14 protein-coding genes are annotated in these 18445 nt (G+C 51.4%); 1 reads left to right on the top strand and 13 read right to left on the bottom strand.

Annotated elements, in window-relative coordinates; translation table 11 throughout:
* Positions 1 to 20 precede the first annotated feature (20 nt).
* The 11 genes from NYE33_RS15125 to NYE33_RS15075 all read right to left on the bottom strand — a co-directional run bounded on the left by NYE33_RS15125 (position 21) and on the right by NYE33_RS15075 (position 14198).
* Complete coding sequence (locus NYE33_RS15125; RefSeq protein WP_076244510.1) at positions 21 to 983, bottom strand: acetylxylan esterase; 963 nt, start codon at positions 981 to 983, stop codon at positions 21 to 23.
* 28 nt (positions 984 to 1011) lie between these two features.
* Positions 1012 to 1995 (bottom strand): glycoside hydrolase family 130 protein, encoded by a 984-nt coding sequence (locus NYE33_RS15120; RefSeq protein WP_197074406.1) that lies wholly within the window; start codon positions 1993 to 1995, stop codon positions 1012 to 1014.
* Positions 1996 to 2060: 65 nt separating this feature from the next.
* A complete protein-coding gene (locus NYE33_RS15115; RefSeq protein WP_076244508.1) occupies positions 2061 to 2894 on the bottom strand; it encodes a carbohydrate ABC transporter permease in 834 nt (277 codons plus the stop codon).
* 3 nt (positions 2895 to 2897) lie between these two features.
* Positions 2898 to 3779 (bottom strand): carbohydrate ABC transporter permease, encoded by an 882-nt coding sequence (locus tag NYE33_RS15110; RefSeq protein ID WP_042138986.1) that lies wholly within the window; start codon positions 3777 to 3779, stop codon positions 2898 to 2900.
* Between the two features lie 130 nt (positions 3780 to 3909).
* Positions 3910 to 5280 (bottom strand): ABC transporter substrate-binding protein, encoded by a 1371-nt coding sequence (locus NYE33_RS15105; RefSeq protein WP_042138987.1) that lies wholly within the window; start codon positions 5278 to 5280, stop codon positions 3910 to 3912.
* Between the two features lie 318 nt (positions 5281 to 5598).
* Positions 5599 to 6366, bottom strand: coding sequence for a response regulator transcription factor (locus tag NYE33_RS15100; RefSeq protein WP_341066414.1), 768 nt, complete (start codon positions 6364 to 6366; stop codon positions 5599 to 5601).
* Between the two features lie 117 nt (positions 6367 to 6483).
* A complete protein-coding gene (locus NYE33_RS15095) occupies positions 6484 to 7779 on the bottom strand; it encodes an ABC transporter substrate-binding protein (protein WP_341066413.1) in 1296 nt (431 codons plus the stop codon).
* A complete protein-coding gene (locus NYE33_RS15090; protein WP_341066411.1) occupies positions 7776 to 9677 on the bottom strand; it encodes a cache domain-containing sensor histidine kinase in 1902 nt (633 codons plus the stop codon). The genes NYE33_RS15095 and NYE33_RS15090 overlap by 4 nt, the downstream gene beginning before the upstream one ends.
* Positions 9678 to 10114: 437 nt before the next feature.
* A complete protein-coding gene (locus NYE33_RS15085; RefSeq protein ID WP_445669813.1) occupies positions 10115 to 12223 on the bottom strand; it encodes a cellulase family glycosylhydrolase in 2109 nt (702 codons plus the stop codon).
* Positions 12224 to 13277: 1054 nt separating this feature from the next.
* Complete coding sequence (locus tag NYE33_RS15080) at positions 13278 to 13841, bottom strand: 5' nucleotidase, NT5C type (protein ID WP_042138991.1); 564 nt, start codon at positions 13839 to 13841, stop codon at positions 13278 to 13280.
* A 210-nt stretch (positions 13842 to 14051) separates the two neighbouring features.
* Positions 14052 to 14198 (bottom strand): lmo0937 family membrane protein, encoded by a 147-nt coding sequence (locus NYE33_RS15075; protein WP_340943693.1) that lies wholly within the window; start codon positions 14196 to 14198, stop codon positions 14052 to 14054.
* A gap of 227 nt (positions 14199 to 14425) precedes the next feature.
* Between NYE33_RS15075 and NYE33_RS15070 the strand changes: the two genes are divergently transcribed.
* Positions 14426 to 15454 carry an alpha/beta fold hydrolase gene (locus tag NYE33_RS15070; RefSeq protein WP_341066407.1) on the top strand — a complete coding sequence of 343 codons (1029 nt, stop codon included), beginning with the start codon at positions 14426 to 14428 and terminating at the stop codon, positions 15452 to 15454.
* Here the strand turns inward: NYE33_RS15070 and NYE33_RS15065 are convergent.
* Both NYE33_RS15065 and NYE33_RS15060 read right to left on the bottom strand, forming a co-directional pair.
* On the bottom strand, positions 15451 to 17034 hold the full coding sequence (locus tag NYE33_RS15065; protein WP_341066405.1) for a glycoside hydrolase family 43 protein: 1584 nt from the start codon (positions 17032 to 17034) through the stop codon (positions 15451 to 15453). The genes NYE33_RS15070 and NYE33_RS15065 overlap by 4 nt on opposite strands.
* A 42-nt stretch (positions 17035 to 17076) precedes the next feature.
* Positions 17077 to 18429 (bottom strand): ABC transporter substrate-binding protein, encoded by a 1353-nt coding sequence (locus tag NYE33_RS15060; protein WP_083705550.1) that lies wholly within the window; start codon positions 18427 to 18429, stop codon positions 17077 to 17079.
* Positions 18430 to 18445 lie beyond the last annotated feature (16 nt).

Below are 18445 nucleotides of genomic sequence, written 5' to 3'. Positions count from 1 at the left end.
TGAACGGGCTGTTGTTCATATCACAACACCATAAATGCATGCAGTGTCCGGTCGGCAAGATACGGAAGGTACTCATGGCCGTATTCGTGATATACCAGAAGTTCCTTGTCCGCCGTGATTTTATTATATGCAGCAAATTGGGTCGAAGGAGGACAGATGGTATCTGTCAGCCCGGTTACCCACAGCACCTTAGCCTGCACCCGGTCTGCCAGATTCTGAATATCGATATAGCCCAGGCGGCCAAAAATTTCTTCCTCTCGCAGATGATGCGGGTCGAAGAAGCGGAAATAATAGTTCAGCTCCTCATAGGCAGAGGTTGTAATATTCGTCTCCCAGGCCCGCTTATAATCGGAGAGGAACGGATATACAGGTACGGCCACCTTAATGCGCGGCTCCAGCGAGGCACAGGCAACAGTAAGCCCGCCGCCCTGCGATAACCCAAAGGCGCCGACCCGCTCCGGGTCAACCTCCGGCATGGCCATCAGGATACGCGCGGTCTGGGCGGTATCGAGAAATACATTGCGGTAGTACAGATGATCCGGGTCCGGATCATCGATCCCGCGGATGATATGCCCCCGGACCGTTGTGCCCTGAACGGTCAGGTTATCCTCGGACAATCCGCCCTGGCCGCGGCAATCCATGGCAAGTACGCTGATCCCGTGGGCGGCATACCCCACCTTCTCCAGCCAGTCGCCGCTGTCACAGGCGTAGCCGTGGAACATGACCACTCCCGGGCCGCCCTTCCCGCCGGATAGGGTCTTGGGCCTTACATATTTGCAGTGTATTCTGGCTCCGCCGACACCGGTGAAATACAGATGGAAGCAATCCGCCAACGGGCTCGTAAATTCCGCCGGCACCAGCTCATAATCCAGCGGCTGCGCATCCAGCTCGCGCAGCGCACGATCCCAGTAGTCCTCAAAGTCCACGGGCCTCGGGCTGCTGCCTTCGTATGCCTGCAGTTGCGGCAGTGATCTTTCGTTCATGCTGACTCTCCTTAGGGTTGATGATGTCCTAGATCTTGCCCAGGCCGGCATCATCGCCCACTTCCTCATGGGTGTCGATGACGTAGTTCACAATATCCTGTACAGTAGTGTAAGCCACGCCTACATAGGTATCGGCAGCGCCGTAGTAGATGGCGATACGGCCGGTTTCAGCGTCGGTCAGCGCAGCGCAAGGGAACAGCACGTTGTTGACGAAACCTCTCTCCTCATACCATTCTTCCGGGGTAAGCACGAAGTTTCTCGAGCGGTATTTGACTCTCGACGGCTCGTCCTTATCCAGAATCACCGCACCCATGCTGTACACGAGGCCGTTGCAGGTTCCTGTAACCCCGTGATAGAACATCAGCCAGCCTTCGCTCGTTTCGATGGGGGCTGGACCGCCGCCGATCTTGGTGCTCTGCCACCAGCCTTGTCCGCCCTTGGTCATGACATGACGGTGTTTGCCCCAGTATACGAAGTCCGGGCTTTCGCTCAGGAAGACATCGCCGAACGGCGTGTGTCCGCTGTCGCTCGGCCGGGACAGCATCACGAAGTTGCCGTTCAGCTTCTTGGGGAACAGCACGCCGTTGCGGTTGAACGGCAGGAACGGATTCTCCAGGCTGATGAACGTTTTGAAATCCTGTGTCTTGGCTACCCCGATGGCAGCACCATAGAAATCTGTACACCAGATGATGTAATAGGTGTCTTCCACCTTCACCAGACGCGGGTCATAGGCATAACGCGGTGCATACGGCTGGCCCGCTTCGTCTATAAACTGAATCGGCCCGTCATCGATTGTCCAGTCCAGACCGTCCGCACTATGGCCCATCCGCAGGTGAGGGCGGGTAGTGTTGTCCTCTACACGGAACACGCCGAGAAAGCTGCCCTCATAGGCAATAACGGCACTGTTGAAGATCCGGGCAACACCTTTGGCCGGATTACGTTTGATGACCGGGTTGTCACTGTGTCTCCACACCGGATGGTCATTGCCTGCGGGTCTGTCCTGCCAAGGCATGTTCGGGATATTCTGGTCAGTAGTCAGCTTAACTTCTTTCAATGTAGGATTCCTCCAAATGTTTTTTATTTTACTGAACCTTGTGCAAAGCCGTTGTAAATGTACTTTTGCAAGGAGACGAAGGCAACCAGCGTCGGAATGATCGCAATCATAATCGCCGCACAGATGACTTCCCACTGCGAGCCGTAAGGCCCTTTAAATTTGAACAGCGCGGTAGAGACGACCTGCAGGCTGCTTTTTGGCATGTACAGGAAAGGCGTATAAAAGTCATTGTAGATGTTAACGCCCTTCACGATAATGACCGTAACAATGGCAGGGCTCAGCAGCGGCAGAATAATTCTCCAGTAAATCGTCCAGTACGATGCCCCGTCCAGCATGGCCGATTCATCCAGCGACTCGGAGATCGAATCAAGGAACTGCATGAAAATATATACGGCGATAATGTCTGTTCCAAGATACATCAGAATGGGCGCCCAGCGCGTATTGAACAAATCCAGCGAGTTGATGATCTGAAAGGTAGCAACCTGTGTCGTTACGCCCGGAATCAGGGTTGCCAGCAGAAAAGCGCCCATCAGCAGGCTGCTGCCTCTGAATTTGAAGCGGGCGAGAATATAAGCCATCATCGATCCGGTCAGGGTAGCGCCGGCAATGGAGATCAGTACGATGATGATGGTGTTCATGAAGCCCAGCAGCATTTTGCCGTCGACAAAAGCTTTGGTATAGTTGGTGAAATTCAGCCAGTTCTCCGGCATGGTAAGCGGTCCGGTGCTGGCATACTCCGCATTGGTTTTGAGCGAGGCGAAGAAGACGACGATGATCGGAATTAGGGCGGCAAGCGCGCCTAAGACTAAGGTGAGGTACTTGAAGAAAGAAGCTGCGCTGTATTTGAATGGTTGCATCTCTTACTTCTCCTCCTTAATCAGCACACGCTGCAGAATGGTCACGACAATAACAATACCCAGAAGCACTACAGCCATTGCCGAAGCAAGACCCAGCTTGCTGTATTTAAAGGCCACATCGACGGTCTGAATGACAAAGGTACCGCTGCCGTTAGAGCCGCCGGTCATGACATACGGAATTTCGAAGACACCGATCGCTCCGCTCACCGCGAGGATCAGATTGAGCTGCAGAATACGTTTGATGCTCGGGATGATAATATGTCTGAACTGGTGCCAGCGGTTCGCACCGTCAATTTCCGAAGCTTCATAAATATCGCTGCCGATCGAGGAAATCGCTCCGAGGAAGATGATGAAGTTCATCCCCATGTATCTCCAGACGGAAGCAAAGGCGAGGGAAATATTGATCAGATGCGGATTCAGCAGCCACTTCTGCTGCCATGCGCCGAGTCCAACCAGGTCAAGCAGTGTATTAAGGGTTCCCTCCGGCTTGAAGAAGAACAGGAAGATGAACCCGATGGCTACCCCGTTGAGCAGTGTCGGGAAGAACAGAATGCCTTTGAACCAGTTCTTCAGACGGACATTGAAGCTCAGAATGGTCGCGAAATACAGGGCCAGTCCCATTTGCACAAAGGTGGCGAAGAAATAATACAGACTGACCTTAAACACGGCGAAATACTCCGGTTTGGTGAAGATCGTCTTATAGTTGTCGAAACCGACATAATCCATTTTCTTGCTGAAGCCGTCCCAGCTTGTGAAGCTGTACTGGAACATTTTGAATACAGGTAAATATGAGAACGTCAACAGCAGCAGTACCGGAACTAACGAGAACAGCAGGATGATCAATATCCGCTGATTTTTATAGCTTAAGTTGGACAATCTCTCCACACCTCCTAAGAACACTAGCTTTATTACTCCATATCCATACCCTGCCTGTACCCGCAAAAGCGAAGGGGAAAATGCGCTGACGCATCTCCCCGTTCTCTTGAATCTGTCTTCACTCTGCGAGGTTTAAAGCTTATTGTGCGGTTGTAATCTTAGCTCTTGCCGCTTTCCATTTGTCGTTCAGGTCCTTCATGATATCGTCATAGGAATCCTTGCGGTTGCCGATGGCGGCTTCAATGATTACTTTCTTGAAGTCAGGCTGCCAGAGGCCGATCTCTGCCTCTTTATCAATTGCATCCACCCAGCCCTCTTCACCGGCTTTGGCGGGTGCAAGGGTGTCGAAGGTTACGTCCGTGCCTTCAAATTGCTTGAGGATTTCCGGAAGCTCAGCGCCCTTAACCGGGCTCATGCCTCCGCCTTCAGTGGTCGGATAGCCGGATTCATTAATGAACCAGTCTACCCAGGCTCTTGCCGCTTCCTTGTTCTGGCTGTGGATGCTTACACCCAGGTTATAATCGTCGGACAGCGGAACCAGAATTTTGTCTGCGTTGGTAGGGAAAGGCATGAAGCCGACATCATCCGGATTGGCAGCCAGGCCTTTGATCTGGCCGATGGCCCAGGAGCCGAGCATCATCGTCCCGATTTTACCGTTCGCCAGATCAGCCTTGGAGGATTCCCAGTCCGTAGTCGTAGGATCTTCTTCAATCAGTCCGTTCTTCGCGGCATCGTACATTACTTTGTACAGATCGTAGTGGGGTTGTCCCGGCACGAAGTTATCATCCGAGGCAACCTGAGCGATATTTACATAATCGCGGTCTCCGGCAACCGTAGCCAGATCGGATTCCCATTGGGTGAGCGTCCAGCCTGCTGCATAGTTCGTGTACAGCGGAACTGCATCCGTCTTGTCTTTGATGCTCTGCAGAGCGGTCTGGAACTGTTCAAAGGTTCTTGGAACCTCAGTGATACCCGCATCTTTGAATACCTGCTTGTTGTAGATCACACCGGAGAAGTTAACAGTGACCGGAATTCCGTAGGATATGCCGTCAACCGTGCGTTCCTCCAGGCCCGTATATTGCTGCTCCAGATCGGACATTTTACCCAGCGGCTCAAAAAACTCCGGCAGGTCCTTGATCGCCACGCTGGTTGGCAGCAGCAGCACATCACCGTAATCGCTCGTGCTCATCCGGATTTTGATCTGGTCCTCATAGTTCGACAGCGCTTCAAAATTTACTTTGACATCCGGATATTTCTCGTTGAACTTGGCTGCGTAATCCTTGAATACGGTATCAACGATATCCGTTCTTTGGGTGATTACCGTGATTTTGCCTTTAATATCCTTGGCTGCATCTCCCTCAGGAGCAGCAGTAGCCTCCGTGCCTGTCCCCGTATTGCCTGCGTTAGTTGCTGCTGCATTATCCGCATTGTTATTGCTCGAACAGCCTGCGAATAAACCCGCCATCAGCGTCAATGCTGCTAAACTTGTAACTGCCTTTGTCTTCTTCATTGCTGGTTAGACCCCTCTCTCCGATTCACAGATCATAATAACAATAAACTAACAAACTTTCACGGGATTAAAGATTAATTCACCACACAAGAGCTTAATTAATGCCTATTCTCGTGAAAAAGAGTGTTGGTATCGCTTACAGACTAATTATAGATCGTATCCAACCCTAAAACGATGGTTTGAATTGTTTTTTCTGGTCTTCAATTTGTTATTTTTGTTTTTATTAATTTGTTATTCAATACAAAAAAACGTCAAAAAAGAGGGCTTTCGCCCTCCGCCATTCATTTCATCCTGTTAACATGCAGTTATCCGTACCGCTTATTCTTTGGGAATTCTGCAGCCGCTCTTATAATCCTTGGGAGTCATGCCGCATATTTTTTTGAACAGCTTGTTGAAATATACAGGATCATTATAGCCGACCCGTTCAGCAATTTCGTAATTCTTGAGTTCAGGCTGCGCGGTCAGGAGCTCCTTGGCCTTCGCAATCCGTATACCAATCAGATAATCGGTAATCGTCTGTCCGGTCTTGTATTTGAACAGGCGGCTGATATAGCTGGCATTCATTCCGACCGTCTCCGCCAGGCGCTCCAGCTCGAAGTTATGGCTGTATTCCTTCTCCAGGATCACTTTGGTCTGTTCGACCACGTGATGTTCCCTGCCTCCCGGAGCCTGCAATACCGGCTGTTCCGTTCCGGAAGACTTCAGCAGCCTGTTCTCCTCTACCCGCTTCAGCAGTTCGTATAACTGGGCTTTCTCGATTGGCTTCAGCAGATAATCCATCACACCGAAACGGATCGCCCGCCGGGCGTATTCGAAATCGTTGAACCCGCTCAGTACCGCAATGGGCAGATTCTTCATATGGCCTCTGGCTTCTTCAATCAGCTTAAAGCCGTCCATTCTAGGCATCTTGATATCCGTAATCAGCAGATCAATATCCCCTGCTGACATTGCTGAAAGGTGATTCCACGCCTCCAGACCGTTACCATATGAGCCGATAACCTCCACTTCCACATCCATTCTGGAAGTAATCTTCTCAAGCCCGCGGCGAATTACTTCCTCATCATCCGCAATCATGATTCTGATCACTTGGCAAACCGCCTCCAGCCTTATTATCGCTTGCACAATGATTGCGTTACCATTTCAATTATAGGCTTCATCCTTGCAATATAAAATGTGCTGTATTGCTTTTTTATAGTCTTCTCTTTACTTTGTGTCCGTTAAAGCGCGTGCTTCCTCCCACTTCTCATTCAGTCCGTCAAAGGCCTTCTGTAAATCCGGCGCGGCAATCAGCTCCTGGATATAGTCTCCGGAGGCAAAGGACAGCTTCGAGCGGTTGGCCATATCAATAAAGGTGTCCGTCTGTACGGTCGCCTCTACCAGCTCAGGCTGATAGGAGAGAAATTCACGGTATTGTTCCATGGAAGGCTCTGCGTTACCGTCCAGCGGAAGAAATCCTTCTGCGGTATAAGAGGTTTCATGGACCAGGAAGTCCACCCAGGCCATCGACAGCTCCTTGTTTCTGCTGAATTTGCTGACGCCGATGAACCAGTCGGGATTCAGAGGTGCATAATGCTTCAGCCCGTTATCATAGGGAAACGGGAAAAAACCGATATCCTCCGGAGCCGCTCCGGCATCGAGGATCTGGCGGATCGTCCAGTTGCCGCTCAGGAACATCCCGGCCTCCCCTTTAGCCAGCTTGGTTTTGGAAATCTCCCAATTATTCGAGAACAGCTCATCCTCTGCATAACCGCGGGCGATGATGGTACGGGTAATTCCGAGTAATCGGCCCCATTCATTATCAAGCTGCCAGGGAGCATTCTCATGAACCATATCGTTCAGGTAATCGGGATTCCCGGTCATGTAATTAACCATATTATTGCCCCATTCCCGCAGAGGCCAGACTGCACCGTAATTCATATAGATCGGCGTAATGTCCGCTTGCTTCAGCTTGGCGCAGATGGCGTAGAATTCATCCAGCGTCTGCGGAATTTCCGTGATGCCCGCCTGCTTGAACGCCTTTTTGTTGTAGACAATCCCGCTTGTCGTTGTCCCGGTAGACAAGCCGTATCTTCTGCCGTCATAGGCAGCAAAGGTAGTGAACCTCTCCCCCGCAGACATCTCCGCACTAAGCGGCTCAAAAAAATAATCCAGCTCCTTCGCCGGCAGATTGACCGGCAGCAGCAGCACATCACCGGCATCCTTGGTGGAGAGACGCACCATAATATCGGTCGCATAGTTGGATAAGCCTTCGAATTCTACGCTTGCTTCCGGATACTTCTTCATAAACTGGTCGGCATACCCCTGCATTGTACCGTTCTCAATAAGATCAATCCGGTTCGTCAGCATGAGAATGGTACCGGACAGGCTCTGCTGTTCATGGTCTGCTGCAGGCGTTGCCGGAACGGCCGGCTGGCTGCCGGAGTTGTCACAGCCTGCAGACAGCAGAAGCAGCACTAATAACATTGCACGCAGAGGCCGGTGTGCGTTCGTCTTTTTCAATCCGGTTGACTCCCTTCTGTCTCTGATTCACTGGCCGAGCGGTACGGGGGAAGCGGCAGCGAGAGGATAACATCCGTTCCCTCGCCTAGCTTACTGAACACCTCAATGCCATAAGCCGCCCCGTAGTTCAGCTGTAACCGCTGATGCACATTTTTCATGCCGATCCCGCCATTGATGCTTTTCTTCGGAGGCGATTCCCGTTTCAGATCATCGTTCAGCTTGTCCAGGGTCGCCTGCTCCATCCCGCAGCCGTCGTCGCGGATATGGAAGAGCAGCTTCTGGCTGGTGATCTCGCAGCTGATGCTGAGATGCATATGCTCTTTACTGTCATCAAGCCCATGGTACGCGGCATTCTCAATAATCGGCTGGAACACCAGCTTGATGATCGAATAATGATCCAGCTCCTCAGGTACATCGATCTGCAGCACGAACCGTCCCGGATAACGGCAGCCCAGAAGCTCAACATAGTTGCGGACATATAACAGCTCCTGCTTCATCGTTGTCCGGCCTGACAATTCACTGGTGCTATACCGCAGCAGCTTGCCCAGAATTGAGATCATATCGGCAGCTTCTACGTCATCGTTAATCTCCGCCGTCATCCGGATGGACTCCAGTGTGTTATAGATGAAATGCGGGTTAATCTGGCTCTGCAGCGCATGCAGCTCCGCTTCCTTCTTCTGCTCCTCGATCCGGTATATATCCTGAATCAGCTGCCTGATGCGGGCCAGCATCCGGTTGAACTGATGGCCGAGCAGGCCAATCTCATCCCGGCGTTTCACACGGAAGTTAACATCCAGATCACCGCCCTGCACCCTTTTCATCAGCTGAATCATTTGTGTCAGCGGTTTGGTCAGCGCGAAGGACAGCACAATGGAAATGAACAAGGCCAGCACAATAATAATGAGTGTCGCCGCCAGGGTTGCGTTGCGGGTCAGCTTCACATCACGGGTTAATTCATCGACCGGAATGGAGATAATCACCTTCCAGCTCGTCTTGGAGGAGCTGGAATAAATATTCAGCCGCTCCTTGCCAGAGACTGTATCATAGAAGCTTCCGGCCGTGCCCTGAGCGCTGCGGAATAGCGGAGTCTGCGAGATATCCTTCGTCAGCAGCTTCTGGTCACTGTCATAAATGACCTTGCCCTTCTCGTCCACGATCAGCGATGTACCGCGGGTTACCCGGTCAAGCTCCGCTACCTGGGTCTCCATATTGCTGATATTAGCCTCCACCGCAATCAGTCCGACCGGATTCCAGAGACTGTCGACAATTTTGCGGACAACGGTATAAGCATAACGGGTGCTCTGCAGATTGGTAGTGTAGGCCTGTGTGCCGAATAGCAGCGCTTCACCGCTGGAATCCTTGGCCTGCTCGGTCCAGAAGGCGTAGCTCTGATCCAGATCAAGCCGCACGCCGCCATCCTTGGCAGAGTAATAACCGTTACCGTAGGCGTCAAAAATATAGACGGAGTTCGTCCCCCGCTTGATATTGTTAATGAAGGAGATGTTGCCCTCTATTCCCCTCTGGATAGACAGCAGCAGATCGAAATCACCCGGCGCTACCCCGGCGTTTCCATGGTCCCCCTGGGTCATTTTCTTCTGTTCATAATACCGGTTGGACGCGATCAGATTCTGCTTGATATCGTTTACATAAGCCGGCATTGAGGAGATCCTTTTCATATCTTCTATGTAGTCATCGATCCCGTCCATCATTTGATCAATCAGCTTCTCTGAATAAGCGACGGTATTCGCTTGAATTGACTCGGAATAGCTCTTAAAGCTGATGATGCTGATAATAGAAAGAGGCAGTGTGATAATAACCAGAAAGACGAGCAGCAGCTTACGCTCCATGCCCATGTCCCTGATAAAAGACCACCTGCTGTGTTTGTGTTGATCCATCATTCGGTCTTCCCCTCATCAGCTTTACCTAACTTTTTACAATAAATCATAACATTTAACTAACAAAATCATTATACTTGTTAGCTTTAGCATACACAAGGAAAACTGCCTGCTGCTTCTATTAACTAGTAATGCCGCGGAAACATTAATAAATACCCTTTCACTTCTTACCGGGAAGTGAAAGGGCAGCAAAGTTAAAGCTCACGTGATTAGGATTGCGGTTCTATTCCCTGTAAATAATCATTAAAACAAACTAAATAATTGTCATGAAAGCGATTTATTATTATTTTATCAGCAGATTCTTTAATGAACAGGGGCTGTGTTTACATTTATATAACTGTATTTGTATTCCATAAAAAAAAGCTGTAAAAAATAAAGACTGCAACCCGCTAACGGATACACAGTCTTGGAGTGGTGAAAGATACATGAATGGCCGTTACTTAATTGTCTGCTGCTGCATCAAAAACCGCAGCCCGCTTCGAGGTTGCTCTGATTCCGTCCGGCCCGTTGATGAGCGCATTTCCTTGTTCGGTGTAGCTGGTTCCTGCCCAGTCATTGGACATATCCAGATACTCCAGACCGGGGCCATTTCCTTTCCAGGACCATCCGAGATACCCGACGCCTTTTTGCCGGGAATAGCTCATAATAGCCGCTTCATCGACATCACCATTCGTATGTCTGATTCCGAACTCACCGATAACCAGCGCCAAATTCTTGTTCAGCACATTATCAATATTAGTCTTAACCGTTGCCGCGTTCCCGCCTGCGTATTCATACATATGAATCGAGAACATCGTATTTTTCAGGGGATCCGCATTAAATACCTGTGTTCCATAATCAACTATGGATTGCGGATATTGCCCCCAGCCTGCTCCGTCAACCATAAGGGTATTCTGGATACCGGCATTTCTAAGCTTCGGTATTACAGCTGTATATCCTTTAGCCCAGTTAGCCCCATCCCACGTGCCGTACCACTCATTGGCGATGTTGAGGATAACCGTCTTTTCTTTACCGATAAGCGCACTCTTCATTTCAATCCAATAATTCGCAATATTATTCAGAACAGTCTCGCTGTCCGAGCCGGTTCCATCATGGACTTCAAGGACGGCTACCAGTTTATTCTGTTCACACAAGGTAATCAGACTCTGGATAGCTGCCAGATTGTCTTTCGACCACTGCTGCCCATCGGAGAGAACAATTCTTACCGTATTTGCTCCTGTCCGCGCTATTGCAGGGATGGCAACGGCGTCCTGGCCTTTGTACCAGGTGTAAGCATGGTTAATTCCTCTCATCACAAACGGAGTTCCGTTAGACTCATACAAGGCCGTTCCTTGTATATAAAATCCCTTGTTAGCGGAAGTCGAAGCGGTGGTTACGCTCAAAACTGCGCTTGCCGGAGATACATTCCTTGCTGCGTCCTTCGCCTTGACTGTGAAACTGTATGCTGTATTGGCAGTCAAGCCGGTTACCGTATAGCTTGTGGTTGTACTCGTTCCAGCCAGAGCCGTTCCATTATAAATGTCGTACCCTGCTACTCCCGCGTTGTCTGTAGATGCTGTCCAGGTAAGGCTTACGCTGGTTTCCGTTTTTGAGGAGCTCTTGAGATTTGTTGGTGCAGTTGGCGGAGTGGAGTCCGGGGTAGTTACGATCTGTGTAAATTTCCATCTCTGTTGTGCGTTCCCGTTATCTGTCCATTGCTGTACATTAGCTCCATCTGCAGATGAGCCTCCTTCTACATCCAGGGCTTTACCGCTGCTTTTAGATATTAACTTGTAATATCCGTTGCCTGCAGCAATAATGCTCCACTTCTGACTGGCTGCATTGTTGTCCGTCCACTGGCGGACATTGGCTCCGTCTGTATTTGCAGGGCCTGCGGCATCCAGCGCCTTGCCGCTGGATTCGGCGATCAATTTATAGGCCCCATCCCCCGCATCCATCACTTTCCACCTTTGCTGGGGGGTGCCATTATCTGTCCACTGCTGCACATTGGCTCCGTCTGCGGCTGCACCTCCAGCCACATCAAGGGCTTTGCCGCTATGACGGGCGGTAAGCTTATACACCGCTCCGGAAGTAATGCCGTTATCCACGGGGCCGCTATCCGAATACACCTCGAAATCCCAGAGGGAATACCCGTACTGGGTTGCCCGCTGCGTTCCATACATTCTCACATATCTGGCACTTCTGGGTTCAAATGAAATTTGATCAATCCCGCCGTCACCTGTTGTTGTCGAGTATACCGTACTCCAGCTGCTGTTATCTGTTGAGACCTGAATTTGATACGCCTTTGCGTAGGCAGCTTCCCAGTTTAGCCTAACCCCATTCACATTGTTTGCGCTTCCAAGATCAACGCTGATCCACTGCGGATCTGCATAAGCAGAGGACCACCGGGTGGAAGAATTTCCGTCAACGGCCATATCCGGTGTTTTTGTTGAATCCTCGCTTGAGCTTGCAGCTGCGGTTGTGTTCCCTGCAAGGTTGGCCGTTGCACTTGCCTCCAAGGGCGGTACCACCCCAATAAGCAATCCGAACACCATAATTAATGACAACATTTTCTTCAAGCAACATCCCTCCCGTAATGGATAATCCCTGCATTAATTCCACTTTCGTTTGAATGGATTTTGACCCAGCCCCTTCCTCCTTTCTCGCAATGGATTCAGTAGCCCTCTAACGACTACAGAATATTGTTTCGTTAGCATAACTGTCAATGGTTTCAATAACATAATTATAACTTTTGGTTCTTTCCGCCTATTTATTTTGTTATCAAGATGAACATTCGCTTAATAGAAAATTATATACACAAACCCAATTTCTTCTTATAAAAAAGCAAAAAAATAATACATCTCCTCCTTATTATTTCGATTAACGGAAAATGAAGGACAACTTCTCCCCTTTTTCGCCGCTTATCCCGATACATGAAATTCAGCCCATTCCTTATGGGCGCTGTCATTGACGGGAAAGCAAATCCTTTCTATACACAAGAGCTGTAGTTTAAGACACTCATTTTGCAACATTTATATAAATATTAGATTTTTGTTAGTATGACTGGATTACATTTTTTCAGCATCCGGGACTTTGTACTCACCTTAGGAGTGTGGAATACGGAATTGCGTGCGGCGTATACCATGCGCTCAAAATAATCCTATTAGAGAAAAATCACCCTAACGGGTGAGTAACGTTTGCGGTCAGCACTTCCCGCAGGCTTCCTGCGGGTGCTTGGCCAAGACACCTCCAGTGACCCCGGCGCTGACTCCGGCTCTAGCTCTAGCTTTGGCTCTAGCTCTGGCTCTGGCGCTGACTCCGGCTCCGCAAATATTAGTTGGAAAAACGTATCTTAATTCAGAGGTTTTGGATGTTTTAAGGTAATTAGTTGTATAAACGTCATTTAATTTCACGCTTCCTCCCTACTGGGAGTGATTCCCGGCATATTAAGTGCTGTTTATCCAACTGTTGCCCGGCAAGGGCGCCTCCGTTCATAAGCAAATTCCTCTCCACATTTCCGGAAACTCTACAATTTCCTTAACAATAAAAAGAGGCTATCCCAGGCAGCCATTTCATGGCTTTCTGGGACAGCCCTTTATAGGAGATGCAGTCTCCGGACTACGGCTACTGCCGTGCCTGCAGAATTTCATCCACCCGCTCCTTCGCCCCCTGCCAGGAGGTCATCAGCGGGAAGGCATATTCCTCCCGGGCCCGCAGGTTCCAGGGATGCGGGATACAGAGCACCTTCTTCCCTGCCTGTACAGCGGGCAGCAAATTATGCGGACCGTCATCAATCAGCAGATCGAAGCCGATCAGATGCTTGCGCTTGCAGGTGAAGAAGTTCTCAGCCGGGATATACGGCATGTGCTTTTGCAGCCAGTTCCATTTCTCAAGCACTGTTTTGGGAACAGCGGCTGTAACAATAATGACATCATACGCGTTGTGAAGCTTCTCCATCTCTTCGGTCACATATTCATCGAACAGCTCCAGCTCCTCGTACAGACCGGGTCTGCCGAAGAAAAGGTCCATCGTGCTGTCCGGATGGCGAAGGTGGTCTGTGTTCCAGTCCATCATATCCTCGTAGCGGAGCGGATGCGTAGGAAACTCAATGTTGTTGTGGTATATCGCACGTTTGACGAGATGGCAGATGGTATCATCCATATCGACGGCGATGATCGGCTTATTCATTGATTCTCCTCCAGGGTTGCATAGTGATTACATTATAGGCATCCGGAGGGGACGTGTCCAGACTTGCCGGAAGCAGGACTATTCCTTAAGGTCTCCTCTGCGGGAGAATTCAAGGATTACGCACGAAAGCACGCGTCCCTATTAGGGTACCGCGTGCTTGTGTGTGAACTGCTTAATTAAGTATTTGAACCAGCTCTTGTTTATGTCCTGTTAACTCCGGGATCGTCCCCGCAACAGGTTAATCACAAACAGTACCGCAGCGACAAATAGCAGAAGGTGAATCAGATTGCCCATAACATCAAAGATAAAGCCGAACAGCCATACTACGACAACGAGTCCGATTAATCCCCACAGCATAAGCTTACCGCCTTTCTCCTCGAGGGGTGTTTCTCTCTTTTTACCCTTCTGGAAGGAGGTTCAAACGGCCGCTTAGCAGACCGGAGGCCGTGATCCTGTGCCCAACCGGCAGATGCCGCTCCGCATGGTGCAATTCCCATGACCCCGTAGCTTGCTTGAATAGCAGGCATGCTGCTATACTGTTTTAAATAATACAATTGTATTAAAAAGGAGATTAACCAAACGCCATGATCAATTCTGCCAGTATCAAGAATTCCGCTTCCCGCAAACTGCTGAGCAAGCTGATGAAGCTATTGCTAATTCTTATATCCGCAGCTGTTCTTATTACAGGGTTGGGGTTCCTGTATGAAGCCATTGCCTCCGCATCCGCCAAAAAAGATTATCCTGCACCGGGTAGACTGACGGATGCCGGGGGGTACAACCTGCATCTCCTGCAACAAGGAGCCGGAGCTCCCACGATTATTCTGGAAGCCGGAAGCGGGGAAACCAGCTTATCGTGGAGAAATATTCCTGAACAGTTAGCCGAAACAGCTACCGTTGTCAGTTACGACCGGGCAGGATATGCCTGGAGTGAGCAGGCCGATACGGATCGCTCAGGTGCCAATATTGTGCGTGAACTACATAACGCACTTCAGAATGCAGGCATCCCCGGCCCTTACCTGCTGGTCGGACATTCCCTGGGCGGCATGTATGCCCGTCTCTTCACTCAGACCTACCCGGAGGAAGTAACCGGGCTGGTGCTTATTGATGCCAGACCCGAGAATGACGACCGTGAGACGAAGCCGATTCTGGAGGCCGAGAATTATGCCGGCAACCCGAGTGCTTCCATGCTTACCTTGCTCAAGCGCTCGGGTGCGCTTCGACTGTTCCAGAACCAGCTGCTGGAGGGTCTGGTTGCGAAACAAGACCGCGGGCAATTCATTAACGTCATCTCTACACCAAGCTACTTTGCCGCCAAGGAGCAGGAAGCAGCGCTGGCAAGCTCTACCGAGGATGCTATCCGCGGACAGACCTTAGGCACACTTCCGGTGAAGATCATCGCCCGGGGAATGCCGCAGGATTACGCTGCTTTTGGGATGTCCGAAGAATCGGGCCGACGGCTGGAAGCCATCTGGCAGGCAGGACAGCGCAACATGCTGAACCTTTCTTCCAATAGTGAGCTTATCGTAGCTGAGAAGAGCGGACATATGGTGATTCACGATCAGCCGGAGCTGGTCATCAGGGCAATTCTGAGTGTACTCGAAGAGAAGTCTTAACGCACCTCGAACCGCCCGAACTCAGCGTAGCCGTTCTCCGCCGTTGCGTTAACCGGACCGCAAGCTAGCGCGAACAAGCCGAACTTGGCACCTACCCAGGCTCCTTCGCCTTCCTTCAACCGGAAAAGAGCTCCCAAATCCGTGTAAGCTTCTCCGTCAAGACTGTACGCCAGGCGGCATTCAGCATCTTCCAAGACCGTAAGCTGAAGGTATACAGCGTCCGAGTCCAGCTTCACAAAATCATCCGTAAACGCACACTCCTGCTCCGCTTCTTCCTCCGGGCTTGCCGGCAGGCTCTCGAACCGGCCCAGGCATAGGCCGCCATCTTCACCGGAGAACAGGCTTAAATGTACCGCTTTATGCCCAAGCACTACCAGGCCTGCGCGTTCAGATAATGCTCCGAAATGCGGTTTGATCTGTACCTGCGCCGTGAATGCAGGCGCAGCGAACTTCTGCATCAGGAGTTGCGGCGCATCGTATAACCGCTGCGCTCCGAGCGGCGCGCAGCGGAGCCGGAGCCCCGGACCCGGGTGGCCGGAGGCAAGCCAGCCGTCCTGCGGATTGGCCTGCCACTGCCACTGCAGCCCCGGACGCCCGTCCGCGAAATCATCGGAGGTCCGGGGAGCCGCCGGCAGCGCTGTCCCGGTGCCGGAAGACCCCGGCTTGCACCATTCGGATACCGGCACTCCGGTCAAACTTCCCGCAGACTGCTGCCCTATTACCGGCCAGCCGTCAATCCATTCTACAGGCTGTAGATGGACAATCCGTCCGTAAGCCCCCTTGTCCTGGAAATGCAGGAACCAGCTTTCTCCTTCCGGCGTCTCTACCCAGCCGCCCTGATGAGGGCCATTCACCAGCGTATCGCCCTGCTCCAGCACAATCTGGTCTTCGTAAGGGCCATAGATGGACCTGGAGCGGAAGGCAGCCTGCCAGCCGGTGGACACACCGCCTGCAGGGGCAAGAATGTAATACCATCCGTCCCTCTTGTACATTTTGGGACCTTCCAGTGTCGGATGATCGACCGTTCCGTCAATAATCAGCCGGCCTTCATCCAGCAGCTCCCTGCCGTCCGGGCTCATCCCGCACACATGCAGAATATGCTTGATGCCGCTGCGGCTCTTCGCGAAGGCATGGACCAGGTAAGCCTGTCCGTCCTCGTCCCAGAAGGGGCAAGGGTCAATCCAGCCTTTGGCTGCTTTGACCAGATGGGGTACAGTCCACTTCCCGAGCGGGTCCCCGGCCTGCGTCATGAAGATTCCTTCATCCGGCGTACCGAAGAAGATCCAGAACTTCCCGTCATGATGGCGCAGGCTGGGTGCCCATACGCCTTTACCGTGCTGAACCTGGTCATATCCCGGCAGATCCAGCCTGTCCAGCGCGTGATTGACGATCGTCCAGTTCACCAGGTCACGGGAATGCAGAATCGGCAGTCCCGGCATGTGGTTGAAGCTCGACGCTGTCATATAATAATCATCCCCGGCCCGGATCACATCCGGGTCGGAATAATCTGCATACAACACCGGATTGCGGTACCGGCCGTTGCCAAGGTCGGATACCCAGGGCGTATTAATTGTCTCCATTGAATAACTCCTTCAGCGCCGGACGCCTACCGCCCGGGCAGTTTATTGTGCCGCCTTCTCCTGTTCCAGCAGCGATGCCCATTGATCCAGCATTTCCTGTGCGGTCAGCTGCTTGGCCATTACCTTCTGGATCAGCGGTTCCACCGATTTCTGCACATTGGAATATCCCGCGAGATAGTATGGTACATCGGAGAACTTCGTCTCCTGGCTGTTCAGCAGATCGGAGGCCGATTTCATGTAAGGCACGCTCTGCACCCATTCATCACCGGCAGCTTCTGTATTGGCAGGAATTTCGCCATAGAGCTTGCCGTATTTGCTGTTGATATCATGCGACAGGTAGAAGGTCATGAATTTCCAGACCGCATCCTTGTTCTTCGCCGATTTGCTCATCGTCAGCCCCAGCGGCATAAGGCCAGGGTGTTCGCGGTAGCCCTTCACGCTCTTTGGAAAAGGTACAGCTTCGAACTTCGTATAGTCACCGCCGAAGGCTTTCTCATGGGAGCTGGCCGAGCCTAAGTTATGCACAACGATTCCGGCTTTGCCGGACTGGAAGGTTGCAGCCAGTTCACTCCAGCCTTTATTGAGGTCATCCTCAGGTGTATAGACATTGTAAGAGCCCAGGTATTTCTCTACAAATTCAACATTAAGCGGGTCATTAATTGTTGCTTTGCCGTCTGCCGTGAAATAATCGGTAATGCCGGAGTAAGCATACATCAGCATTTCGAGCGTATTGGCACTGCCTGCGCCGCCGCGGATACTGAGCCCGTAACGGTCTTTCGATTTATCCGTCAGCTTGGCGGCAGCATCGAAGAATTGGTCCCAGGTATCGGGCAAGGTCAGTCCGGCTTCCTTGAACCAGTCCGGACGAACCCACAGATTCCAGGTTTGTGAGCTGTATGGCAGCGCATACAATTTACCTTCTGCCGTATCCAGCTTGCGGTTACTTGCAATCAGTTCCGGGTTGAGCAGGTCCTTGTCCGCCCACTGCTCATAATAGGTGTCCAGCGGCTCCAGCACCCCCCGGGCCAGCAGATCGGATTTGAAGTCATTCATCACATCCGGCGCCTGATCGGCAGAGATGGCCACGTTAACCTTTTGCTCATAAGCCGCGAGGTCTCCCGGTACGCCCAGATAATCCACGTCGATATCCGGATTCTCCTGCTCGAACTGCTTCACGATCTCTTCGAAGAAGGCATTGCGTTCTGTGGTTACAGCTGCAGCCCAGAAGCTGATTTTGGCTTTCTCTCCGCTTGCTGCTTTACCTGCCCCGTTATCCGCCGCTGCAGCGCTGTCCCCCCCGTTATTCCCGCCATTATTTCCGCCGCAGCCGGCCAGCAGCAGCAGCAATGCTGCCGATACTAGCGCCGTGCGTTTCGCTTTGTGTTTCCCCATCATTCTGTGATCCTCCCTA

The sequence above is a fragment of the Paenibacillus sp. FSL R10-2199 genome, from assembly GCF_038000235.1.
Classification (GTDB): domain Bacteria; phylum Bacillota; class Bacilli; order Paenibacillales; family Paenibacillaceae; genus Paenibacillus_AQ; species Paenibacillus_AQ phytohabitans.
This window is presented reverse-complemented; position numbering and strand designations above follow the sequence as displayed.

Coding starts and splice junctions, on each gene's coding strand:
- NYE33_RS15115 (WP_076244508.1), bottom strand. CDS start 2,894: ATGCAACCATTCAAATACAGCGCAGCTTCTTTCTTCAAGTACCTCACC.
- NYE33_RS15105 (WP_042138987.1), bottom strand. CDS start 5,280: ATGAAGAAGACAAAGGCAGTTACAAGTTTAGCAGCATTGACGCTGATG.
- NYE33_RS15065 (WP_341066405.1), bottom strand. CDS start 17,034: ATGGAGACAATTAATACGCCCTGGGTATCCGACCTTGGCAACGGCCGG.
- NYE33_RS15075 (WP_340943693.1), bottom strand. CDS start 14,198: ATGCTGTGGGGATTAATCGGACTCGTTGTCGTAGTATGGCTGTTCGGC.
- NYE33_RS15085 (WP_445669813.1), bottom strand. CDS start 12,223: ATGTTGTCATTAATTATGGTGTTCGGATTGCTTATTGGGGTGGTACCG.
- NYE33_RS15060 (WP_083705550.1), bottom strand. CDS start 18,429: ATGATGGGGAAACACAAAGCGAAACGCACGGCGCTAGTATCGGCAGCA.
- NYE33_RS15120 (WP_197074406.1), bottom strand. CDS start 1,995: ATGCCTTGGCAGGACAGACCCGCAGGCAATGACCATCCGGTGTGGAGA.
- NYE33_RS15125 (WP_076244510.1), bottom strand. CDS start 983: ATGAACGAAAGATCACTGCCGCAACTGCAGGCATACGAAGGCAGCAGC.
- NYE33_RS15090 (WP_341066411.1), bottom strand. CDS start 9,677: ATGATGGATCAACACAAACACAGCAGGTGGTCTTTTATCAGGGACATG.
- NYE33_RS15070 (WP_341066407.1), top strand. CDS start 14,426: ATGATCAATTCTGCCAGTATCAAGAATTCCGCTTCCCGCAAACTGCTG.
- NYE33_RS15080 (WP_042138991.1), bottom strand. CDS start 13,841: ATGAATAAGCCGATCATCGCCGTCGATATGGATGATACCATCTGCCAT.